This window comes from Pseudomonas sp. Hz4, assembly GCF_054898165.1.
In genome coordinates this window covers 5,118,178-5,139,230 of the sequence record NZ_CM142719.1, presented here as the reverse complement: position 1 = coordinate 5,139,230, position 21,053 = coordinate 5,118,178, and the positions used below count along the sequence as shown (strand labels likewise).

The window sequence follows — 21,053 nt, the reverse complement described above, 5'->3', positions numbered from 1 at the left end:
CCGGGGCAAATGAATAATTGGGGTGGACTTGCGATTAAGCGTCGACTTCTATAGCGATACGCAAAAAAAAACCATACGAAATTGTTCGGAAAAGGATGTTTCTAATGAAGCGACTATTCTGCTTGGCCGCGATTGCGGCCACATTGATGGGGCACAGTTTTACCGCACAGGCGGCAGGTGTGGAGTTCGCGGTCGGTCAGACCAGCGAGTCGACCATGACTTATCGACTGGGCATGCAATTCGATTGGGACAAGAGCTGGTTGCAGAGTGATGTTGGTCGTTTGACCGGTTACTGGAGCGGTGCCTACACCTATTGGGAAGGTGACAAGACCACCAGCAACCACAGCCTTTCGTTCTCGCCGGTGCTGGTTTACGAGTTTGCCGGGCAGACCGTCAAACCCTACCTGGAGTTGGGGGTTGGCGTGGCAGTGTTCGCCAATACCGAAGTCGAAAACAACAACCTGGGCAATGCCTTTCAGTTCGAAGACCGGTTCGGTTTTGGGCTGCGCTTTGCGGGCGGACATGAAGTCGGGATTCGTGCGACGCACTATTCCAATGCCGGGCTCAGCAGCCCGAACAATGGTGTAGAAAGCTACGCGCTGCATTACACGATGCCGCTCTAAGCACACTGCACAATCAATGTGGGAGCCAGCTCGCTCCCACATCTATTTGTACTCCGATAACGTCGACTTCAGCGATACGCCGTAGTAATCCCCTGGCGTTCGTCGATGCATTCCGGTGCGCCCATCTCGAACTCCCTGCAGATCAGCGGGCGTTTCTCGTAGATGGTGCACATCATGGTGTTGCGATCCAGCGCAGCACACCAGCCGTCATCCAGACGCAACATGACTTCCCCACCCCAGTCATCGGTATCGATAAAACGTTCGGGCACGCCTGTGTCGGTGATCAGCATGACTTCGAGCTGACAGCAGCAGGCTGCGCAGGTCGAGCAAGTGACCACCGGTTCGGCGATTTGCGTGTGGGGAATGGTTTTCATGGCTCGCAGTGTAAGGCAGTGGGCCGCGACTGTGTGAAAGGCCTGACGGACGCTTAGTCGCCGGGTTCGAACAGGGTGATCGCATGGCTGCGATTCAGCAGGCAGGTGCGGTCAGCCCCGAGCTGCCGCTACCGACATTGGCGATTTTTACGGCTGATCCTTGATCGGCGGATTGCTGCGCACCATGCGTTTGCCGATCGCCAGTTTCCCCCGGTTGGATATTGTCGGCAGTGGCCAGAGAGCGGCCATGAACAACGCCGGCAAGGCTATCTCCGGCTGACGGTTCTTGAGTTCGGCGAAAATGTGTCGCGCAGCTTTGTCCGCCGGCCAGCTGAGTGGCATGGAGACGTTTTCCGCCGCCAGCGGCGTCTCGACAAACCCTGGGCTGACCACGGTGACTTCGATGCCTTCAGGTGCAAGATCAATACGCAACGACTCGAACAGGTATCGCAGCCCGGGCTTTGAGGCACCATGGGCCTCGGCCCGCGGCAGCGGCAGGTAGGTTACCGAGCTGGCGACACCCACCAGATGCGGCGTAATGCCGGCGCGTAATAGTGGCAGGGCGGCTTCGATGCAATAGCTGCTGGCAAGCAGGTTGGTGCGCACCACGTGTTCGACGATCGACGAATCGAACTGCTGAACGTCGACGTATTCGCAGGTGCCGGCGTTGAGGATCACCGTGTCCAGCGTTCCCCAGTGCTGCGCAATCTGCTCGCCGATTTCTCGCACGGTCTGGCTGTTGGTCAGGTCACCGGCCACCACCAGCACTTGCCCCGGATAACGCTGGGACAAGACTTTGAGTGAAGCCACCGAGCGAGAACTCACCGCGAGGTGAGCGCCGGTTTTCAGTATTTCTTCGGCCAGCGAGGCACCAATGCCGTTGCTGGCGCCAGTCAACCAGTATCGCCGTGGAGGTGTAAAACTCAATCCCATTCTCCTATTCATTCAGGCAATCGCCCGGTATTTTGTCTCGATGGCAGGTTCTTGAACGCGGCCAGGGCCCGTTGGCGAGAGGTGCTCAGATTGACGATCGGCGATGGATAATCCACCGCGCCGAACAACCCGCCGACGTTCGCCGGGTTGTGCACTTCCTTCTGATTCAGCCCGGCCAGTTCCGGCAGCCAGTGCTTGATGAACAGCCCTTCGCTGTCGAATTTTTCCGACTGGCTCTGCGGGTTGAAAATCCGGAAGTAGGGCGCTGAATCGGTGCCGGTGGAAGAACTCCACTGCCAGCCACCGTTGTTCGCCGCCAGGTCGCCATCGATCAGATGACGCATGAAAAAGCGCTCGCCTTCACGCCAGTCGATCAGCAGATTCTTGGTCAGGAACATCGCCACGACCATGCGCAGGCGGTTGTGCATCCAGCCGGTTTCGAGCAATTGGCGCATCGCCGCGTCGATAATCGGCAAACCGGTGCGAGCCTCCTGCCAGGCCGCGAGTTCGTCCGGTGCATCGCGCCAGGCCAGGGCTTCGGTTTCCGGGCGGAACGCGCGGTGACGGGAGACCCGTGGGTAACCCACCAGAATGTGTTTGTAGAACTCGCGCCACAGCAATTCGTTGACCCAGGTGACGGCGCCGACCTTGCCACTTTCGAACTCGCCCTGATTGCTTTGCAGCGCGGCGTGCAGACACTGACGGGGGGAAATTATGCCGGCGGCGAGATAAGCCGAAAGCTGACTGGTGCCGGGTTTGGCCGGGAAGTCGCGTTCGTTTTTGTAGTAGTCGATCTGGGCATCGGCGAAGGTGTCGAGGCGGCGTCGGGCGCAGGCTTCACCGGCAGGCCAAAGACTGCGCAAGCTGTCGCTGGGCGTTGCGAAACCTTCAACGTTTAATGGGATCCTGTCGCTGCTGATCGCCAGCGGCGCCTGCACGGCGGGTGCTGAGACCCGCCTCGGTAACGACCCACGCAGGCGGTCGTAGCACACCTTGCGGAACTGGCTGAACACCTGAAAGTAAGTACCCGTCTTAGTCAGCACGCTGCCCGGTTTGAACAGCAGTTGATCAAGGTAGCTATAAAATTCTATGCCATTGGCTTTCAGCGTTTCGGCCACGGCTGTGTCACGACGACTTTCATGAATGCCGTATTCCTCGTTGACGTGTACCGCGTCGATGTTCAACTGCTGGCACAGATCGAGCACGACCTGGGGTGCTTCATCCCAGCGAGGTGCCTTACGGATCAACAGGGGAATGTTCAACTCGCCCAACGCGCGGCTTAACTCGTTCAGGTTGCGCAGCCAGAAATCCACTTTGCATGGCGCGTCATCGTGCTCCAGCCATTGTTCAGGGCTCAGCAGATACACCGCCACAGTCGGGCCGCGGGCTGCAGCGGCCGAGAGGGCGGTGTTGTCGTGTAGGCGCAAGTCGCTGCGCAGCCAGATCAATTGCAGGGTGGTATCCGCACTATTCATAAAAAAATCGCCATTAAATAAGCCCGCGCTGAACCAGGTCCTGATGAGCCGCTAACGGATCTTCAGCCAGGAACAAATCAGTAATCTTGACCGTTCGTGCGGACAACTCGGCGTGGTGGATGCATACCGTTGGGCCGGCAATCATTTTTGGGCAACTGACACCATTCAAAAGTTTCGGCAGCTGCGAAAGATTCATGGCTTTGCTGGAATACAGCAGTACGCCGCGAGCTTGCAGGTGATCGACCGCCAGCGCGAGTTCGCCTGCGGGGAGTGGCCAGTCGAAAACCTCCACCGGGCAATCGGCGCTGCTGATCAGCCAGGCGGTCAGCCACAGGTGAGGTTCAAGTGGCAGGTCTGAGTGATTGATCAACAACAGTGGCGCGGTACGTAACTGACGGTTGTTATGGTAGATGCGCGCGCCAAATTTGCTGCGTAACCAGGAGTAAAAAAACACCCGCTCCATCTGCGCGCCGAACTGGCCTTGCCAGCGTTGCTCCAGTTCAGCCAGCAACGGCATCAGCAGTTGTCGGCACAAGGTGCGCGGTGGATACAGCGCCATGGCCTGATTGACGGTGTCATCGAGGGTGCGTTCGTTCAGTTGAGTGACTGCTTGCAGCAGCGTATTGCACAGCACTTGCCAATCGTTTTCGAAGGATTCGGTAAAGGCCTGCGGGGTGTCGAGCAGTTGCTTGACCTGGCTGACGGCCACGCCACGGTTGAGCCAGGTAAGGATCGTCAGAATGCGTTGAACGTGTTCGGCCGAGAACAGCCGATGACCTTTGGGCGTGCGTTGCGGCACGATCAGGCCATAACGCCGTTCCCAGGCGCGCAGGGTGACGGCGTTGACGCCGGTCTGCCGGGCCACTTCACGGATCGGTAGCCAGCCTTCATCCAGAGCCTTTTTAAAGTCGTCGCCGAGGTCTTCACTGGCGCTGGTGTCGAGTGGGCTTTTCATTAGATTGTCATTAGATCGCGTTTCGCAGACTGAGATTTTCCGGATGCGGCTGCAGGTAAACCTGTTGCGCAATGTACGGATCCGGGTGGTGACGGAAGTAGTGTTTGAGCAGCGTCAAAGGCACCACCAGCGGTACGATGCCGTGGCGGTACTGGCCGATGACGTGCTGCACCTCCTGTTTGTCTTCAGGGCTGATCGTCTGTTTGAGATAGCCGCTGATGTGTTGCAAGACATTGGTGTGGGTGCGGCGCGTGGCGCATTTTTTCAAGGCCGCCATCAGCTCGCTGAAATAGTGTGGACCGAGTTCGTTCGGGTCGGTCTGGCCCATGTTGCCCAGCAGGTTACCCAGGGTTTTGTATTGCACCGGGTTGTGGGCCATCAGCAGGTATTTGTAGCGCGAGTGAAAGTCCGTGAGGCCACGGCGGGTCAGGCCTTCATTCAACAACTGCTGCCAGGCGCTGTAGGCGAACACGCGGGTGAGGAAGTTTTCTCGCAGCACCGGGTCGTTGAGCCGGCCGTCTTCTTCCACCGGTAAATCCGGATGCAGCGCGCAGAACGCTTGGGCGTAGATGCCACGGCCACCCCCGTCAACCGGCGCGCCGTTGGCGTGGTAGACCTTGACCCGATCCAGGCCGCATGACGGGGATTTCTGCATGAAGATGTAACCGCAGATATCGGTCAGTTCCGCGGCCATTTTCTGACCATACTCGGCCAGCGGCACGGTGACATTGAGCTCAGGGGTGACCGTGCCGACAGCCTCGGGATGTTCAGGATCGCCAACCAGCCGGATTGGCTCCCGAGGAATGCCGAGGCCGATGGCGACTTCGGGGCATACCGGGACGAAATCAAAATAGTCAGTGAGGGTGCGACTACACAGCCGCGACGCCTTGTGCCCGCCGTTGTAACGCACTTCTGCGCCCATCAGGCAGGCGCTGATGGCGATTTTCGGTTTCACGGGGGCGTGTGGCATCGGAGTACCTCGAGTCTAGACCTGTACAGAGTGTTGATTCTGTACAACATGGTTTCATCATAGATTCAAAGGTGTACAAGTCAAATTATTTGTATAAGTTTTATCGTCGCCCCTGTAGGCGCTGCAGTTCACTGCAGATGCGCATGCAAGCGGCGGGCGGCTTCCTGGCCGCTGAGCCACGCGCCTTCGACGCGTCCGGACAAGCACCAGTCGCCACACACATACAAGCCCAGATCGGCATCGGCCAGGGCTCCCCATTCATGGCTGCTGGCGGGTCGGGCATAGAGCCAGCGGTGAGCAAGGCTGAAGGTCGGAGCAGGCATGGCGCTGTGCAGCAGTTCGGCAAATGCACCGTGCAATTGCTCGATCACGGCTTCTTTGGACAGGTCGATATGTTGCCGGCTCCAAGCGCTGGTGGCGTGCAGGACCCAGGTGTCCAGCCTGTTGTCACGTCCTGGTTTGCTGCGGTTGCGAGCCAGCCAGTCGAGCGGGCTGTCCTGCACGAAGCAGCCTTCCATGGGTGTATCCAGCGGTGTCTCGAACGCCAGCGCGACAGCCCAGGTCGGGTCCATTTTTACCCCGGCGGCGGCACCGGCGAGTTTCGATGCCGAGGCCAGCAGTGCAGTCGCCTGTGGCGCCGGCGTGGCGATCACTACATGACTGAACGGGCCGTGGGTGAAACCTTCGGCGTCCTGCAAATGCCAGTGCTCTTCGCCACGATAGACTTCGGTGATCCGGCAGGCGAAATGCACTTCCAGATCGCCGAGCAGGCCGCGGGTAATCGCGCTCATACGTGGCGTGCCGACCCAGCGAGTCTGTTCGTCCGGCGATAGGTTGAGCTGGCCACCGTGGTAGGTGTAGAGCTGCGGCGTCCACTCAGCGACCCATCCGTTGGTTTGCCAGCGCTGGACCTCGGTGACGAAGCGACGGTCGCGGGCAGTGAAATACTGGGCGCCCATGTCCAGGGCACCCGCATCGCTGCGATTGCTCGACATGCGTCCACCGCTGCCACGGCTTTTATCGAAAAGTTGAACGATGTGCCCGACTTCTGTCAGGGCCTGGGCGGCTGAGAGCCCGGCGATGCCGGTGCCGATGATTGCGATAGGTACAGTCATAGGGGCCTCGTTTACCTTTCTGTACAGACTACGCCGTGGATGAAACCTGTACAATATTGTTTTTTGGTATAACTTTTAGCGTTCTCATTCTGACAGCTTGGCCTATTGTTAAACACAGAGCCTGCCCGATACCAAAGATCCCTGCTTATAAAAATAGACTAGTGATCAAGGTAAAACGCCACGCGAGGAAGAAGTCATGCACATATTGCTGACCGGCGGTACTGGTTTGATAGGACGTCAGCTCTGCCGACACTGGTTGAGTCAGGGCCATCGTCTGGCGGTCTGGAGTCGAAGTCCTGAAAAAGTCGCGAAAATAGGCGGTACCCAGGTGCGTGGTGTTGCCCGGCTTGAAGACCTCGGCCCGGAACCGATCGATGCGATTGTAAATCTGGCGGGCGCACCGATTGCCGATCGGCCTTGGACAACCAAACGCAAAGCGCTGTTGTGGAGTAGCCGAATCGCCCTGACCGAAACGCTGCTGGCCTGGCTCGAAACCCGCGAGCAAAAACCGCAGGTATTGATCTCCGGATCTGCCATTGGTTGGTACGGCGATGGGGGCGAGCGGGAATTGACCGAGAAATCTCCACCGGTCATCGATGATTTCGCCAGCCAGTTGTGCATCGCGTGGGAGGAAACCGCCCAGCGTGCCGAAGCCTTGGGCATTCGCGTGATCCTTATTCGTACCGGGCTGGTGTTGTCGGCCGAGGGCGGCTTTTTGTCGCGGCTGTTGCTGCCGTTCAAACTGGGACTGGGCGGGCCTATCGGCAATGGCCGGCAGTGGATGCCGTGGATCCATATCAACGATCAAATCGCCCTGATTGATTTTCTTCTGCATCAGAAAGACGCCAGCGGTCCTTATAATGCCTGCGCGCCCACGCCGGTGCGCAATCGCGAGTTCGCCAAGACGTTGGGCAGCGTGCTGAACCGCCCGACGTTCATGCCCATGCCCGCCCTGGCTTTAAAGGTGTGCCTGGGCGAATTGTCATTGCTGTTGCTGGGCGGCCAGAAGGCCGTACCGGATCGCTTGCTGGAAGCGGGTTTCTCTTTCCAATTCACTGATTTGCGCGCGGCCCTGGACGACCTTTCCAGCCGCCTTTGAAATAGGACGTTGCATGACCGATCACGCATTGCTTCTGGTCAATCTGGGCTCACCGGCCTCCACCTCGGTGGCGGATGTGCGCAGTTACCTCAATCAGTTTCTGATGGACCCGTATGTGATCGACCTGCCATGGCCGGTGCGACGTTTGTTGGTGTCGCTGATCCTGTTCAAACGCCCGGAGCAGTCAGCCCACGCCTACGCCTCGATCTGGTGGAAGGAGGGCTCGCCACTGGTGGTGCTCAGCCGTCGCCTGCAACAGGCCACGACTGCCCAGTGGACCCACGGTCCGGTGGAGTTGGCGATGCGTTACGGTGAACCGTCGATTGAGTCGAAATTGGTGCAGCTGGCCGCCCTGGGCCACAAAAAAATCACTCTCGCGCCGCTTTATCCACAGTTCGCTGACAGCACCGTGACGACGGTGATCGAAGAAGCCAAACGAGTGGTGCGCGAGAAGAAGCTCGACGTACAGTTCTCAATTCTCCAGCCGTTCTACGATCAGCCGGAATACCTCGATGCGCTGGTCGCCAGTGCCAGGCCTTATTTGGAGCAGGATCACGATCACCTGCTGCTGAGTTTTCACGGTTTGCCGGAAAGGCACCTGACCAAGCTCGATCCGACCGGGCAGCATTGCTTCAAGAATGAAGACTGCTGCAAGAACGCATCCCCCGAAGTGTTGGCCACCTGTTACCGCGCCCAGTGCCTGCGCACCGCCTCCGAGTTTGCCAAGCGCATGGGCTTGGCAGACGGCAAGTGGTCGGTGTCATTTCAGTCGCGACTGGGTCGAGCTAAATGGATCGAACCCTACACCGAAGCACGCCTCGATGAGTTGGCTGGAATGGGCGTGAAGAAAGTGCTGGTGATGTGCCCGGCATTCGTCGCCGATTGCATTGAGACGCTGGAAGAGATCGGTGATCGCGGGTTGGAGCTGTTTCGCGAAGCCGGAGGGGAGGAGTTGGTGCTGGTGCCGTGCCTTAACGATGATCTGCAGTGGGCGCGGGCGTTGAACATCTTGTGCGAAAGGGCCCCGTTGGCCCTCTGATGATCGTTCCCACGCAGAGCGTGGGAAGGATCAGAGTCGCCTGTTACAGCAACGATTCATTCGCTTTTTTGTGCTTCCAGCTGTCATTACCCGGCAGCAACAGGTTCAGCGCAATCGCTGTCACCGCGCACAGCGCGATGCCTTTGAGGCCGAAGTCGTCCGGCCCTGTGCCAGTGCCGACCAGTACGCCGCCAATCCCGAACACCAGGGTCACCGACACGATCACCAGATTGCGCGCTTCGCCCAGGTCGATCTTGTGGCGTATCAGCGTGTTCATGCCCACCGCGGCGATCGAGCCAAACAACAGGCACAGGATCCCGCCCATCACCGGCACCGGAATGCTTTGCAGCAGCGCGCCGAACTTACCGACGAACGCCAGGCTGATGGCGAAAATCGCCGCCCAGGTCATGATCTTCGGGTTGTAGTTCTTGGTCAGCATCACCGCGCCCGTCACTTCGGCGTAGGTGGTGTTGGGTGGACCGCCAAACAGTCCCGCCGCGGTGGTGGCAATGCCATCGCCGAGCAGGGTGCGATGCAGGCCGGGTTTCTTCAGGTAATCGCGACCGGTCACGCTACCGACTGCAATCACGCCGCCGATGTGCTCGATAGCCGGCGCCAGGGCGACCGGAACGATGAACAGAATCGCCTGCCAGTTGAATTCAGGCGCGGTGAATTGCGGAATGGCAAACCACGGAGCGGCGGCAATCTTTGCGGTGTCAACTACGCCAAAATAGAACGCCATCGCAAAACCCACCAGTACGCCAGAGATGATCGGCACCAGGCGGAAAATGCCTTTACCGAACACCGCGACGATCAGGGTGGTCAGCAGCGCTGGCATCGAGATCAACATTGCCGTTTGGTAATGAATCAGCTCAGTGCCATCGTCCGCCTTGCCCATCGCCATGTTAGCGGCAATCGGCGCCATGGCCAGGCCGATGGAGATGATCACCGGGCCAATCACCACGGGTGGCAGCAGACGGTCGATGAAACCGGTGCCTTTGATCTTCACCGCAAGGCCGAGGAAGGTGTAGACGAAACCCGCCGCCATCACGCCGCCCATGGTCGCCGCGAGGCCGAACTGGCCCTTGGCGAGGATGATCGGGGTGATGAAGGCAAAGCTCGATGCCAGGAACACCGGCACCTGACGCCCGGTGATGATCTGGAACAGAATTGTCCCCAAGCCGGCGGTGAACAGCGCCACGTTCGGGTCGAGACCGGTAATCAGCGGCATCAACACCAGGGCGCCGAAGGCCACGAACAGCATCTGCGCACCCGACAGTACCGTACGCCAGAGCGGATCGTTGAACTCATCCTGCATGCTCAAGCGTCCTTCTGCTTGGTGCCGAAGATCTTGTCACCGGCATCGCCCAGGCCTGGGATGATGTAACCGTGTTCGTTGAGTTTCTCGTCAATGGAGGCGGTGTAGATCATCACGTCCGGGTGAGCTTTCCCTACAGCAGCGATGCCTTCAGGCGCGGCAACCAGCACCATCGCGCGGATGTCCCGGCAACCGGCCTTTTTCAGCAGGTCGATGGTAGCGACCATGGAGCTGCCAGTGGCGAGCATCGGGTCGATGATCATCGCCAGGCGTTCGTTGATTTCCGGAACCAGTTTTTCCAGGTAGGTGTGGGCCTGCAAGGTTTGCTCGTTGCGGGCCACACCGACGGCGCTGACTTTGGCGCCCGGGATCAGGCTCAGCACGCCTTCGAGCATGCCGATGCCGGCGCGCAGAATTGGCACCACGGTAATTTTCTTGCCGGCGATTTTCTCGACTGACACAGTGCCGCACCAACCTTCGATATCGTAGGATTCCAGCGGCAGGTCTTTGGTGGCTTCATAGGTCAGCAGGGCGCCGACTTCCTGAGCGAGCTCACGAAAATTCTTTGTGCTGATGTCGGCGCGGCGCATTAGGCCAAGTTTATGACGGATCAGCGGATGGCGGATCTCGAGGATGGGCATGGGAAAGGCTCCGGCGGCGGGCAAAAAAACCGGCCTAGATTAATCTATCCGAGGGTGTTGTCCTATAGACATACAGTACGTTAGTCCACAAACGCTTGATCTGGCCGTGAGGGATGCGTACCTTTGCCCGCTTTTCCTCAGTCCGTCACCCCCCTGGAGAGCGCCATGCCTGCTGATCTCGAGCATATCCGTCAAATCATGCGAGAGGCTGACTGCCTGTACACCGAAGCTGAAGTCGAGGCGGCCATCGCCCGTGTCGGTGCACATATCAACGATCAGATGGCGGAAAGCAATCCGGTGGTGTTCTGTGTGATGAACGGCGGGCTGATTTTCTCCGGCAAGCTGCTGACCCATCTGAACTTCCCGCTGGAAGCGTCCTACCTGCACGCCACCCGTTATCGCAACGAAACCAGCGGCGGCGACCTGTTCTGGAAAGCCAAGCCGGAAGTCTCGTTCCTCGACCGTGATGTGCTGATCATCGACGACATCCTCGATGAAGGTCACACCCTGGGCGCGATCATCGACTACTGCAAACACGCGGGCGCCCGCAAAGTGCGCACCGCCGTGCTGATCGACAAGGACCACGACCGCAAGGCTCGCCCGGACCTGAAAGCCGATTTCGTCGGCCTGCCATGCATCGACCGTTACATCTTCGGTTATGGCATGGACTACAAAGGCTACTGGCGTAACGCCAACGGGATTTTTGCCGTTAAAGGCATGTAAGCCCGCTCCCACATGGAACTGTGTTCACAGATCCATGTGGGAGCGCCCATGCTAGAGTGCTCGGCCCCGCCCTCCGGAGCCTGTCATGAGTCTTTTGATCCGCAGCTGCGCCGCCCTGTTGCTGACTCTTAGCCTGCCTCTGGCTGCCGCGCCAGCGCCGATGCACGCGCAGTTCCTGCCTTCGGATGACCTGACCCTGCGTGACGCCGAACCCGAGCAGCAACAGCTGTTGCAGGTCACCGAGTACTCGGTGGTGGTCGGCAGTCAACGCCAGTCCAACCAGCAGCCGATTCCGGTTACGTCACCGTTGCAGATCCGTCTCAAGGGCAAATCCTTGAACAAGGGCGCGACCATCACCCAGGTGCTGGTCAACTTCGATGGCGAAAGCAAAAGCCTGAAAAAGCCGATTTACGACGATAAGAGCAAAACCCTGACGCTCTTCTACCCGATGGCCCAGTACCGGGTGGTGATCGACTTGTTGCGCAATGACACGGTGTATTGCCAGTTCCTCAGCTACGCCAACGGCCATATCTGGGCCGATCTGCACACAGGCAGCGTTCGTCCGCGTTGAGCCCTGTGCCCGGGGAGGGGTAAACTGCCCGCCCCGTGAAATGTCTGCGAGCTGGAGTCGGCAATGCGTAAAGATAAGAAGCAAGTGATTGGTGACGAGATCGGCGATGAGCAGATCAAGCTGTTCCTCGATTTCGAACCGGTCGACGCCACGTCGCCGTCGCTGCACAAACTGATCAAGGCCTACCGTGGCCTGCGCATCGATGACTTCGAGCGTTTTCTGACGTTCTTTGTCGAGGCCGGGTTTGATCTGGATGGCAAGGATGAGCACGGCAAAGACTTCGTCGCCCTGATCAAGGACCAGCGCAACGCGGCCGAGTACATCCAACTGATTGAAAAGGCTCGCAGTATTTGAGGTGATCCAGGTCTCTGTGGCGAGGGGATTTATCCCCGTTGGGTCGCGAAGCGGCCCCGCACTTGTGACCAGTCTGTTGAATCGGTTGGCGACTGCTTCGCAGCCGAACGGGGATAAATCCCCTCGCCACAAAAATTGTTTCACCGCCCATAAAAAAACGCCCCGCTCTCAATGAGAACGGGGCGTTTTTTATGCGGCCGAATCAAGCGTAGCTTTCGGTCTCGTTGCTGGCTTCAACCAGTTCCAGCGCGACGTTGTTCTGCACGTTGAGCTTGCGATACAGCGCAGCATCGGTTTCCAGAACTTTTTCGCGAGCCGGGAAGATTTCCGCGAGCTTGGCAGCCCACTCACCAGACGCTTTGTTCGGGAAGCACTTTTCGATCAGTTCCAGCATGATCGAAACGGTCACCGACGCGCCTGGCGAAGCGCCGAGCAGGGCGGCAAGACTGCCGTCCTTGGCCGCGACCAGTTCGGTACCGAACTGCAGAATGCCGCCCTTTTTCGGGTCTTTCTTGATGATCTGCACCCGTTGGCCGGCCACTTCCAGGCGCCAATCTTCGGCTTTCGCTTCAGGGTAGAAGCGACGCAGCGAGTCCAGACGCTGTTCCATCGACTGCATCACTTCGCTGACCAGGTACTTGGTCAGGTCCATGTTGTTTTTCGCCACGGCCAGCATCGGGCCGATGTTGCCGGCGCGAACCGACATCGGCAGGTCCATGAAGGAACCGTGCTTGAGGAACTTGGTGGTGAAGCCGGCATAAGGCCCGAACAACAGGGACTTATTGCCGTCGACCACGCGGGTGTCCAGGTGCGGCACCGACATCGGCGGCGAACCCACCGCAGCCTGGCTGTAAACCTTGGCCTGGTGGTGTTTGACCACTTCCGGGTTGTCGCAACGCAGCCACTGGCCACTGATCGGGAAGCCGCCGAAGCCTTTGCTTTCTTCGATGCCCGAAGCTTGCAGCAGCGGCAATGCCGCGCCACCGGCGCCGAGGAACACGAATTTCGCGTCGACGTCACGCGAGCTGCCGCTGTTGACGTCCTTGATGCTGACGGTCCAGCCGCTGTCGTTACGCTTGAGGCCGGTCACGCGCTTGCAGTACTTGACCTGGGCATCAGGTGCGCTGGTCAAGTGCTTGAGCAGTTGATTGGTCAGGGCGCCGAAGTTGACGTCGGTGCCGTTCATCACGCGGGTGGCGGCGACGACTTCGTCGGCCGGCCGGCCAGGCATCATCAGTGGCATCCACTCGGCCATGGTGGCCTTGTCTTCGGTGTATTCCATGTCCGAGAAGGCGTGGTGCTTGCTCAGCGTCTTGAAGCGTTCCTTGAGGAAGGAAACGCCATCGTCGCCCTGCACGAAGCTCAGGTGCGGCACCGGGCTGATGAACGTCTTGCACGAGCCGAACGTGCTTTTCTTGGTCAGATAGGACCAGAACTGCTTCGACACCTCGAACTGGGTGTTGATGTGCGCGGCTTTCTTGATGTCGACGGTGCCGTCGGTGGCCTGCGGCGTGTAGTTGAGCTCACACAGCCCGGCGTGACCGGTACCGGCGTTGTTCCACGGGTTCGAACTCTCCGCGGCACCGGAATCCATCAGCTCGACGACTTCCAGCTTGATCGCGGGGTCGAGCTCTTTGAGCAGTACAGCGAGGGTGGCACTCATGATGCCGGCCCCAACCAGTACTACGTCGACTGCTTCGTTATGCGCCATTTAACGCGTCTCCAAAATCTGCAGCACCAAATTGTCGGCATGGCTGCCAGGCGTTCAGGGGCGTGTCAGTGATGCCCCAGGTACCCATGGCAGTATCGCCACGTCCGAATCTTCGCAATTTTTCGCAACTTCGACGGACGCTACCGACCGGGTCTAAAAGAGTTACATGAACTCACTTCAACGCGCGGCTGGCAATTCGACTTATGGTCGATACATCCGTTTGTGCAACCAAATCCGTAGCGGACAGGCTTCAGGCGCCGGTGTTCGAGGCGTACTCGGTCCTGTGTCGTTGGGCTGTTTCAGACGCTAATGGTGCATATTCAGACGCAAAACTATTCATTTGCTCGCCACACTCTTGTGAAGTTGTGAAAACCCGTTTTTTTCACGCTCTTTTGAAGACGTGAACCTCAAAAAAGGGCTGTCCCAGCCTGGCACCGTGCCCGGATGGATTGCCGCCATGGAATACATGACAGGCAAAACGGGCAAACAGCTCAGTAACCGAGCGTAATGACAGCTCTGCAGATTCGCGCAAAGTGGGGGTTTTGCTCAAGAAACAGCAAGCGCGCCAGCTTCACTCGATCTGTGTGGGCGGCTCTCTGTGGGCGGTGCGGGGTGTCAATACAAGCGCATTGACGATGCTGCGAGGCCCGATCAGGAGACGTCCTTATAATCGGGGGGAGATTGTAGCGAAGAAACGCAGGGAAATGGTTGTGTTTAATGACTTTTATTAGGCGTTCGGTCAGGTGGTCAACCACTGATGAGCCCGCGCACGTGGCTGGCGCTGGCTGACACGGGCGCCAGGGGGCAGGGGATGGTGCAACCAAGTGAGACGGATTTCTTCGATTTCGACCCAGCTATCGCCCATGGGCTGGAGGCTGCACTGTTTGAAAGCCTGGCAGTGGCCATAGCGGTCGAGCAGGGCGAAGCAGCGATGCAGAGGGCGTGGGGTGAACAGCAAGCTCAGGTAGCGCATGGCAAAGTACCTTGTGGGGTGACTGCTGTGAAGGTTGCCAGTGGACCGTGACTTGAAAGTGTATGGGTGGTGACAGATGTGTGACAGGAACCGCGGTCTGATGGGTTTGTCAGAGATTTCAGTATTCACTGTGAGGTGCTAGTTACCCGCAGTGGCCCACCGCTATACTGCTGGCCTGTTTGTGCCTGATTCTGGAGAGAAGCGCATGTTGCAACGCCTGTTGTTCGGTTTGATCACTGTGACCAGTTTGACCCTTGTCGGCTGCGCCCACAGCCCGCAACAACTGAATCCGGAACCCAAGCTGACGACTCAGCTGGCGCCGGTTGGCCATGGCCAGCAGGTTGTGGTGCGGGTGGTGGACGGTCGTCCGTCGCCAACCCTGGGGACCCGTGGCGGTCTGTACCCTGAGACCAGCGCGATCACCGTGCAGGGCGCGCAGATCCTGCCGAAGTTGCAGGCTCAGGCTGAGGCAGCCGTGCGTTTGCTGGGTTTCACCCCGGTGTCCAACGGGATGAATGCACCGCAGTTGACCGTGACCCTGGCCGAGCTGAAGTATCAGTCGCCTAAAGAAGGCATGTACGTGACGGAAGCGACCATCGGCGCAACCTTCCGCTCCGATGTGCAGAATGCCAACCGTCGTTACAGCGGTCGTTACGGTGCGTCCCTGGATCAGCGTTTTGGTATGGCACCGAATCAGGAGACCAATACCAAGCTGGTCAGTGATGTGTTGAGTGATGCGTTGACGCGTCTGTTCAAGGACCCGACGATTGGTCAGATTCTCGGCGAATAAACGTTCGCTGGATTCAAAAAGCCCGGTGCCAGCAATGGCCCCGGGTTTTTTCATGTCTGCACAGGGGTTCAGCGGTGTCAGGCCGCTTGCGAATAAAAATCCAGCACGCTCACCCCAGTCAACAAATCCGTCTCCGGCAAATCCGCATGTTGATGCCCACTCAACGCGCAATACACCAGCCAGTGGCGGTCCTGAACGTTAAAGGCGAGGCTGCCAACAAGGTTTTGTTGTTCGTCGCTCTGGGCGATGAGGTAGAGGCGATCCTGGTTTTCGGCGTGCAGCATGACGGTATCCGTGTCGGTTTCGAGGGGCGCCAGACTGGCGTATACAGATGACGGAGCCGTGACACAGGGCAGCATTTGGCCAGATGTTTCGTTATTTGTCGCAAAGGCAGGGCAGCTGGGCAGGCTTTCGGTAGAATTCGCGAAAATCGCAGCAATAAAAACGGCACCCCAAGGCGCCGTTGTCGTATCCAGCTAGAAAACTTTACAGCGGTAAACCTGCTTTCACCCGGTATTGATTGCGCACCGGCGTCGCGTATTGCAGCACCAGGAACGGACGATGTTCCTCCGGGCAAGCGTCAAGACGCTGTTGCCATTGCTCCTGAGCTTTGGCCAGTTCGTCGGCCGCAAACACCTCAGCAGCTTTCGGGACCTGCAATTGCGGGTCGGCGTCTTTCCATTGGGCATAGGCCAGGTAGTGCACCGGGAACAGGCGGTAGCCGCCGAGGATCTGCCGGTCCATTTCGATCGCCAATTGCTTGGTGTCGTCGAACAGCTCGGTGATCGGCGAGGCGAAGTTTACGTGGACCCGGCCCTTGTAGCCGGTGATGCCCTTGGCGATGCTCACGTCGTCCTCGCCCGGCACTTTGCAGTAGCTGCCGGTGCTGGCGCGGATGAACAGCTCGCGAGCCTTGGCTTGATCGCACGGGTCATATTCGTAGCTGATCGACACCGGGGTGACGTTCAGCGAGCGGATGACCTCGCCGAACGGCTCGTCCTTGCGGCTCATGTGGAACATCTTGAGGATGGCCGACTCGGTGCGATCGTCGCCGTCCTTGGCCCGGCCTTCGGCCTGGGCGATCCAGATCGAGGCGCAATCGTTGCGGATCGAGTGGTTGATGTAGGCCGACAGCAGTTGATACGCCGCCATTTTCTCGCGGCGACCGGTGATCGAACGGTGCACGATGAAACTTTTGTTCAGGCGCATCAGATCGCTGACGAAGGGCTTTTGCAGCAGGTTGTCGCCGATCGCGATGCGCGGTGTCGGCAGGCCGGCGTGGTATACGGCGTAGTTGACGAAGGCCGGGTCCATCACGATGTCGCGGTGGTTGGCGATGAACAGGTAGGCGCTGCCGGACTTGAACTGCTCGACGCCGGTGTACGTCACACCGTCCGTGGCGCGCTCGATGGTGTGGTCGACGTACATCTCGACTTTATCCTGCAGCGTGGCCACGGAGGTGATGCCAGCGAACTCACGGCGCAGCCGATGAGCTATAAGAGGTTTGAGCGCCCAGCCGAAAGCACCGGCAAAACGCGGGAAGCGGAAGTGGATGAGGATATCTAGAAACGCCTTGTCGCCGAGCAGCCGGTCCAGCACCGCTGGGACTTCGCTGTCGTCGTACGGTCGGATGGCATCGAATTCGCCCATCATGCTCTCTTGTTAGAAACGGCTAGGGTAAGTAAAGGTTTTGATAGAAAACCAACAGGGCACGGTCTGAAGCGGTAGCCAGACAAAAATGGCCCTGCAAATAGACCGGCGATTATACGCACAAGTCACCTGGGAGACCGCGATGCTGGAAACTGCGCAGTATGAATGTCCGTATTGTGGTGAGGAGGTTGAGACAACTGTGGATCTGTCCGGGGGCGATCAGACCTATATCGAGGACTGTCAGGTGTGCTGTCGGCCGATAACGTTTGTGTTGCAGGTTCACGGAGAGGAATGGCATCTCGAAGTGTTCAGCGAAAATGAGTGAGGGGCGTCTATGCAGCGAATCTACGAGCCTGAAAACCTGATGGAAGGTGAGTTGCTGCAAGGCATGCTGGCCAGCGAGGGCATCGAGGCGCATCTGGTGGGGCGTGATTTGCTCGGTGGAAGCGGCGAACTGCCGATTTACGGCTTGCTGGGCTTGTCGGTGGATAACGACCAGGCCGAATACGCCCGGGAGCTGATCACCGCGTACAATGCCGCGCTGCCACTGCCCGGCGACGAACCGGACAGTTTTCCCGGCACGCTGGTCTGTTAGGCTGGCGTTCGTTTTATTGAGAGCCGTGTTGCCCCATGTGTGGACGTTATGCCCTGTTTCGCTGGAACCCCGCCTTCGCGGCCCTGCCTGGCTTCCCCGCCGATCAGCAGGCCCAGTGGAATATTTCTCCCAACGATTCGGTGCTGATGCTGCGTGCAGGCGTTGACGGTCAGCGCGAGTTGGCTCGGGCGCGTTGGGGTTTGACGCCGCCGTGGCTGACCGATTTGTCCCGCACGCCAGCCCATGCCCGGGCCGAGACCGTCGCCGAACAACCGATGTTTCGCCAGGCCCTGCGCGAACGCCGCTGCCTGCTGCCAGCCAATGGTTTTTACGAGTGGCGCGGCACGACTCGTAAGCGTCCGTATTGGTTGACGCCAGGGGAGGGCTCGACGCTGTTCTTTGCAGCGATCTGGGAAGCGTATCCGGTGCAGGAGCAGGTGTGGCTTAGCACAGCGGTGATCACGCAGCCGGCGGCGAGCCAGCGCCGGCCGTTGATTCTCGATGCGATGGGGCAGGAGGCGTGGCTGAATCCTGAAACACCATTGCATGCGTTGCAGGCGTTGCTCGCCAGTGAGCCCGCGGCGTTGCGCGAGCGGGTGCTGGCGAATCTGGTGAATGATCCGAAGCTGAATGCGCCGGAGTGTTTGACTCCGGGTTGACCAAATGATCGTTCCCACGCTCCGCGTGGGAATGCCGCCATGGACGCTCCGCGTCACTGTGACGCAGAGCGTGGGAACGATCATGAGCCTCAGACCTTGAACTGATTAATCAAGCGCCGCTGCTGTTCCGCCAACTTGGTCAAATCCGCACTCGCCGCACTCGATTCATCCGCTCCGCCAGCCACTTCATTGGCCACTTGCCCAATGTTGATCACATTTCGATTAATGTCGTCAGCCACCGCGCTCTGTTCCTCGGCTGCACTGGCAATCTGCGTGTTCATGTCGTTGATCACCGACACCGCCTGAGTAATCGTCTCCAGCGCCTCGGCCGCTTTCGCCGCATGCTGCACGCTTTCGTCGGTGCGGTTCTGGCTGTCTTCCATCACCCGCACCACATCGCGCGTGCCTTGTTGCAGCTGCTGAATCATGGTCTGAATTTCTTCAGTGGCTTTCTGAGTTTTCTGCGCCAGATTGCGCACTTCATCGGCCACCACCGCAAAACCACGTCCCTGCTCACCGGCACGGGCCGCTTCAATGGCCGCGTTCAAGGCCAGCAGGTTGGTCTGTTCTGCGATTCCGCGAATGGCGGTGAGGATTGCGTTGATGTTCTCGCTGTCCTTGGCCAGGGTCTGTACCACGCTGACGGCCTTGCCAATTTCCACCGCCAGTACGCCGATCGAGTTCGACGTATCGCGCACAATCTGCATGCCCTGGGCCGCCGCCTTATCCGCATGGCTGGCGGCTTGCGCAGCCTGGGTCGCGTTGCGCGCCACGTCCTGGGCAGTGGCGGTCATTTCCTGCACCGCCGTGGCCACCTGATCGATCTCGGCCATCTGTTTATGCACGCCAATGTTGGTGCGGATGGCGATGTCGGCGGTGTGTTCCGATGAGTCGCTGACGCTCTGCACCGACGTCACCACCTGAGTGATCATCGCCTGCAACTTGGCCAGGAAGGTGTTGAAGCCTTTGGCAATCGAGCCCAGTTCATCGGCGCGGTCGCTGGTCAGGCGGCGAGTCAGGTCGCCTTCGCCCTGAGCGATGTCGTCGAGCATGGCGACCATCTGCTTCAGCGGCCGGGCAATGCCGTGGCCCACCAGCCAGATCACCAGCAAACCGATACCCGCGATCAATAAACCGACCATGGCCATACCAAAGGTGTCGGACTTGCGCTGAGCGTCCAGATCGCCCTGAAGTGTTTGCAGGTCGGCCATCACCGCGTTCAACGGCAGTTGCAGCATGAGGGTCCAGCGAGCGTCGGTCTGGCCGATGCCAAACGGCAGGTACAACTCGATCCGGCCCTGGGCCTTGTCGACGGTATAGGTGACTTCGCCGCGCTTGAGATTGGCCATGTTGGCGATCTGCTGGCTGTCGAGGATGTCGCTGACTTTCTCGCCGAATTTGCTCGGGTCCTTGGTGTAGGCAACGATCCGGCCGTTGCCGCCGATCAAGGCCATAACACCTGAGCCGCTGTACAATTTCTGGTTCGCGCCGAGGAGCATTTCCTGAATGAAGTTCACCGACAAGTCGGCGCCGACGATGCCTTGAAAGGCCCCGTTGAGCATGATCGGTTCAATAAAGGAGGCGAGCATGACGATCTTGTCGCCGACCTTGTAGGGCGCCGGATCGATCACGCAGGATTTTTTGGTTTCTTTCGAGCATAGGTAGTACTCGCTGGCGCGCACGCCGGTGGACAGGGTTTTCTGGTCGTCGACGTCCACCAGTTTGTCCAGGCCAAGGCTGCCATCTTCGTTGCGGAACCACCACGGCAGGAAGCGGCCGTTGCTGGCGTCGATGCCGAGCACCTTGGTGTCGACGTAGGCCGCATCGTTGTGATCGAGAGCGTTTTTTTCCCAACCGACGTAGGTGCCGAGAATTTTTGGGTTCTTGGTGACGTTTTCCTTGATCAGGCTGATCAATTGCTCACGGCTCAGGCTCAACTGTGGCTGGCCATCGGCGCCCGGTGTGCCGATCAATGCGTTGACCCGCACCAATCCGCCGGCAATCAGCAGGGGCGCTTCGAGCTCACGCTGAATCTGGCTGACCTGGGTTTGCGCCAATGACGTCAGGCGCTGTTCGATGACTTGTTCGAATTGTGCCTGGGTCCGCTCCTGGACCATGTCTTGTGTCCGGGCGCCGGAAAACAGCGCGTACAGCACCAGGGCAGCCACGACACTAAGAACGATGGCGCCGGCGAGGGCTGCCACGGAAAACTGGATCGACTTGAATTTCATGGGTGCTCCGCACGCAAGAGGACGTCTGCGGTGCTGTATCGGCAGGAGTGTCGATGGTCATGAGCGAGGTTTGGCGAATTGGCTGTTTTATAGGCGTTGATGTCGCAAATGAATCATTGCGGGCCGTTATCGACCGCGGTGGGCGCTGTTAGGTGAGTTTTTCCTACAGTCGTGAGAGCTTTGTCTGAAATGTGCGTCTACACCTCAGTTGTATCTGGCGCCGATACAATTCACCGCCTAGGATACCCCGCATG

23 protein-coding genes are annotated in these 21,053 nt (G+C 58.9%); 10 read left to right on the top strand and 13 right to left on the bottom strand.

Translation table 11 applies throughout. The annotated features are described in order from the left end of the window. The first annotated feature begins 104 nt into the window (after positions 1-104). On the top strand, positions 105-623 hold the full coding sequence (locus ACYZTR_RS23605) for an acyloxyacyl hydrolase (protein WP_461974277.1): 519 nt from the start codon (positions 105-107) through the stop codon (positions 621-623). 68 nt (positions 624-691) lie between these two features. Here ACYZTR_RS23605 and ACYZTR_RS23600 read toward each other — a convergent pair whose 3' ends face one another. From ACYZTR_RS23600 to ACYZTR_RS23575, 6 genes are all read right to left on the bottom strand, one after another. Continuing rightward, the gene (locus ACYZTR_RS23600) at positions 692-997 is read right to left on the bottom strand and encodes a YkgJ family cysteine cluster protein (RefSeq protein ID WP_282378837.1); all 306 of its coding nucleotides are present in this window, start codon (positions 995-997) and stop codon (positions 692-694) included. A gap of 147 nt (positions 998-1,144) precedes the next feature. Then, positions 1,145-1,924: an SDR family NAD(P)-dependent oxidoreductase gene (locus ACYZTR_RS23595; protein WP_461974275.1), complete on the bottom strand. Its 780-nt coding sequence runs from the start codon at positions 1,922-1,924 to the stop codon at positions 1,145-1,147. A 14-nt stretch (positions 1,925-1,938) separates the two neighbouring features. After that, positions 1,939-3,384 carry a deoxyribodipyrimidine photo-lyase gene (gene phrB / locus ACYZTR_RS23590; RefSeq protein WP_461979852.1) on the bottom strand — a complete coding sequence of 482 codons (1,446 nt, stop codon included), beginning with the start codon at positions 3,382-3,384 and terminating at the stop codon, positions 1,939-1,941. A 34-nt stretch (positions 3,385-3,418) separates the two neighbouring features. Next, positions 3,419-4,360 (bottom strand): MerR family transcriptional regulator, encoded by a 942-nt coding sequence (locus tag ACYZTR_RS23585; protein WP_461974273.1) that lies wholly within the window; start codon positions 4,358-4,360, stop codon positions 3,419-3,421. A gap of 10 nt (positions 4,361-4,370) precedes the next feature. After that, positions 4,371-5,330, bottom strand: coding sequence for a YbgA family protein (locus ACYZTR_RS23580; RefSeq protein WP_461974271.1), 960 nt, complete (start codon positions 5,328-5,330; stop codon positions 4,371-4,373). Positions 5,331-5,458: 128 nt separating this feature from the next. Beyond that, positions 5,459-6,445: an NAD(P)/FAD-dependent oxidoreductase gene (locus ACYZTR_RS23575; protein WP_461974269.1), complete on the bottom strand. Its 987-nt coding sequence runs from the start codon at positions 6,443-6,445 to the stop codon at positions 5,459-5,461. A 196-nt stretch (positions 6,446-6,641) separates the two neighbouring features. Here ACYZTR_RS23575 and ACYZTR_RS23570 point away from each other — a divergent pair, with 196 nt between their 5' ends. Both ACYZTR_RS23570 and hemH read left to right on the top strand, forming a co-directional pair. Beyond that, positions 6,642-7,544 (top strand): TIGR01777 family oxidoreductase, encoded by a 903-nt coding sequence (locus tag ACYZTR_RS23570; RefSeq protein WP_461974267.1) that lies wholly within the window; start codon positions 6,642-6,644, stop codon positions 7,542-7,544. A gap of 13 nt (positions 7,545-7,557) precedes the next feature. Next, complete coding sequence (hemH, locus tag ACYZTR_RS23565) at positions 7,558-8,583, top strand: ferrochelatase (RefSeq protein WP_461974265.1); 1,026 nt, start codon at positions 7,558-7,560, stop codon at positions 8,581-8,583. A gap of 43 nt (positions 8,584-8,626) precedes the next feature. Here the strand turns inward: hemH and ACYZTR_RS23560 are convergent, their stop codons facing one another. Both ACYZTR_RS23560 and upp read right to left on the bottom strand, forming a co-directional pair. Beyond that, on the bottom strand, positions 8,627-9,901 hold the full coding sequence (locus ACYZTR_RS23560) for a uracil-xanthine permease family protein (protein WP_461974263.1): 1,275 nt from the start codon (positions 9,899-9,901) through the stop codon (positions 8,627-8,629). A gap of 2 nt (positions 9,902-9,903) precedes the next feature. Then, positions 9,904-10,542: a uracil phosphoribosyltransferase gene (gene upp / locus ACYZTR_RS23555; protein WP_131059473.1), complete on the bottom strand. Its 639-nt coding sequence runs from the start codon at positions 10,540-10,542 to the stop codon at positions 9,904-9,906. Between the two features lie 165 nt (positions 10,543-10,707). On the opposite strand from upp, the gene ACYZTR_RS23550 reads away from it, so the two are divergent. The 3 genes from ACYZTR_RS23550 to ACYZTR_RS23540 all read left to right on the top strand — a co-directional run bounded on the left by ACYZTR_RS23550 (position 10,708) and on the right by ACYZTR_RS23540 (position 12,190). Then, on the top strand, positions 10,708-11,265 hold the full coding sequence (locus ACYZTR_RS23550; RefSeq protein ID WP_461974261.1) for a hypoxanthine-guanine phosphoribosyltransferase: 558 nt from the start codon (positions 10,708-10,710) through the stop codon (positions 11,263-11,265). A gap of 85 nt (positions 11,266-11,350) precedes the next feature. Then, complete coding sequence (locus ACYZTR_RS23545) at positions 11,351-11,836, top strand: hypothetical protein (protein ID WP_461974259.1); 486 nt, start codon at positions 11,351-11,353, stop codon at positions 11,834-11,836. 63 nt (positions 11,837-11,899) lie between these two features. Then, the gene (locus ACYZTR_RS23540) at positions 11,900-12,190 is read left to right on the top strand and encodes a PA4642 family protein (RefSeq protein ID WP_461974257.1); all 291 of its coding nucleotides are present in this window, start codon (positions 11,900-11,902) and stop codon (positions 12,188-12,190) included. A gap of 202 nt (positions 12,191-12,392) precedes the next feature. Here ACYZTR_RS23540 and mqo read toward each other — a convergent pair whose 3' ends face one another. Then, positions 12,393-13,901 (bottom strand): malate dehydrogenase (quinone), encoded by a 1,509-nt coding sequence (gene mqo, locus ACYZTR_RS23535; protein WP_461974255.1) that lies wholly within the window; start codon positions 13,899-13,901, stop codon positions 12,393-12,395. Positions 13,902-14,640: 739 nt separating this feature from the next. Continuing rightward, a complete protein-coding gene (locus ACYZTR_RS23530; RefSeq protein ID WP_461974253.1) occupies positions 14,641-14,874 on the bottom strand; it encodes a hypothetical protein in 234 nt (77 codons plus the stop codon). Positions 14,875-15,079: 205 nt separating this feature from the next. Between ACYZTR_RS23530 and ACYZTR_RS23525 the strand changes: the two genes are divergently transcribed. Next, positions 15,080-15,664, top strand: coding sequence for a YajG family lipoprotein (locus tag ACYZTR_RS23525; RefSeq protein ID WP_449643069.1), 585 nt, complete (start codon positions 15,080-15,082; stop codon positions 15,662-15,664). Between the two features lie 77 nt (positions 15,665-15,741). Here the strand turns inward: ACYZTR_RS23525 and ACYZTR_RS23520 are convergent, their stop codons facing one another. Both ACYZTR_RS23520 and ACYZTR_RS23515 read right to left on the bottom strand, forming a co-directional pair. Continuing rightward, positions 15,742-15,948, bottom strand: a complete 207-nt coding sequence (locus tag ACYZTR_RS23520; RefSeq protein WP_282379064.1) for a hypothetical protein — start codon at positions 15,946-15,948, stop codon at positions 15,742-15,744. 202 nt (positions 15,949-16,150) lie between these two features. Further along, positions 16,151-17,314 (bottom strand): 1-acyl-sn-glycerol-3-phosphate acyltransferase, encoded by a 1,164-nt coding sequence (locus tag ACYZTR_RS23515; RefSeq protein ID WP_449643068.1) that lies wholly within the window; start codon positions 17,312-17,314, stop codon positions 16,151-16,153. A gap of 142 nt (positions 17,315-17,456) precedes the next feature. On the opposite strand from ACYZTR_RS23515, the gene ACYZTR_RS23510 reads away from it, so the two are divergent. The 3 genes from ACYZTR_RS23510 to ACYZTR_RS23500 are packed head-to-tail and all read left to right on the top strand — an operon-like array spanning position 17,457 to position 18,568. Then, complete coding sequence (locus ACYZTR_RS23510; RefSeq protein ID WP_461966071.1) at positions 17,457-17,639, top strand: CPXCG motif-containing cysteine-rich protein; 183 nt, start codon at positions 17,457-17,459, stop codon at positions 17,637-17,639. A 9-nt stretch (positions 17,640-17,648) separates the two neighbouring features. After that, complete coding sequence (locus ACYZTR_RS23505) at positions 17,649-17,909, top strand: putative signal transducing protein (RefSeq protein ID WP_461974250.1); 261 nt, start codon at positions 17,649-17,651, stop codon at positions 17,907-17,909. Between the two features lie 35 nt (positions 17,910-17,944). Continuing rightward, the gene (locus ACYZTR_RS23500; protein WP_461974248.1) at positions 17,945-18,568 is read left to right on the top strand and encodes an SOS response-associated peptidase; all 624 of its coding nucleotides are present in this window, start codon (positions 17,945-17,947) and stop codon (positions 18,566-18,568) included. Positions 18,569-18,657: 89 nt separating this feature from the next. Here ACYZTR_RS23500 and ACYZTR_RS23495 read toward each other — a convergent pair whose 3' ends face one another. Continuing rightward, positions 18,658-20,799: a methyl-accepting chemotaxis protein gene (locus tag ACYZTR_RS23495; RefSeq protein WP_461974246.1), complete on the bottom strand. Its 2,142-nt coding sequence runs from the start codon at positions 20,797-20,799 to the stop codon at positions 18,658-18,660. Between the last annotated feature and the right edge of the window lie 254 nt (positions 20,800-21,053).